Source organism: Streptosporangium sp. NPDC023825 (assembly GCF_040639575.1).
GTDB lineage: Bacteria > Actinomycetota > Actinomycetes > Streptosporangiales > Streptosporangiaceae > Streptosporangium.
In genome coordinates this window covers 1-1,061 of record NZ_JBFAAE010000160.1, presented here as the reverse complement: position 1 = coordinate 1,061, position 1,061 = coordinate 1, and the positions used below count along the sequence as shown (strand labels likewise).

The following is a 1,061-nucleotide window of genomic DNA, read 5'->3' as shown; positions in this document are numbered from 1 at the left end:
TGTTTGTGATGTGACTGCGTGCCTTTTGAAGAATGAGCCTGCGAGTTATGGTGTGTGGCGAGGTTAACCCGTGTGGGGGAGCCGTAGCGAAAGCGAGTCTGAATAGGGCGTTTGAGTCGCATGCTGTAGACCCGAAGCGGAGTGATCTAGGCATGGGCAGGTTGAAGCGCGGGTAAGACCGCGTGGAGGACCGAACCCACCAGGGTTGAAAACCTGGGGGATGACCTGTGTTTAGGGGTGAAAGGCCAATCAAACTCCGTGATAGCTGGTTCTCCCCGAAATGCATTTAGGTGCAGCGTTACGTGTTTCTTGCCGGAGGTAGAGCACTGGATGGCTAATGGGCCCGACAAGGTTACTGACGTCAGCCAAACTCCGAATGCCGGTAAGTGAGAGCGTAGCAGTGAGACTGCGGGGGATAAGCTCCGTAGTCGAGAGGGAAACAGCCCAGACCACCGACTAAGGCCCCTAAGCGTGTGCTAAGTGGGAAAGGATGTGGAGTCGCAGTGACAACCAGGAGGTTGGCTTAGAAGCAGCCACCCTTGAAAGAGTGCGTAATAGCTCACTGGTCAAGTGATTCCGCGCCGACAATGTAGCGGGGCTCAAGTACACCGCCGAAGTCGTGGCATTCACACATTATCCGAGCCTTTGTGGTTTAGGTGTGTGGATGGGTAGGGGAGCGTCGTGCGGCCGGGGAAGCAGCGGAGTGATCCAGCTGTGGAGGCTGTGCGAGTGAGAATGCAGGCATGAGTAGCGAATCAGAAGTGAGAAACTTCTGCGCCGGATGACCAAGGGTTCCTGGGGCAGGCTAATCCGCCCAGGGTAAGTCGGGACCTAAGGCGAGGCCGACAGGCGTAGTCGATGGACAACGGGTTGATATTCCCGTACCCGCTACGATGCGCCAATACTGAATCCAGTGATACTAAGGGTCCTTAACCCCCCTAAAGCCTTCGGGCTTGGGGTGAGGGTGAACGCCTGGCCTGAACTGGTAGTAGGTAAGCGATGGGGTGACGCAGGAAGGTAGCCCAGCCCAGGCGATGGTAGTCCTGGGGTAAGCATGTAGG

The 1,061-nt window shown here is 56.6% G+C and carries 1 rRNA gene; it reads left to right on the top strand.

The features are described from left to right. Positions 1-1,061, top strand: a 23S ribosomal RNA gene (locus AB0G15_RS43510); the annotation flags it as partial.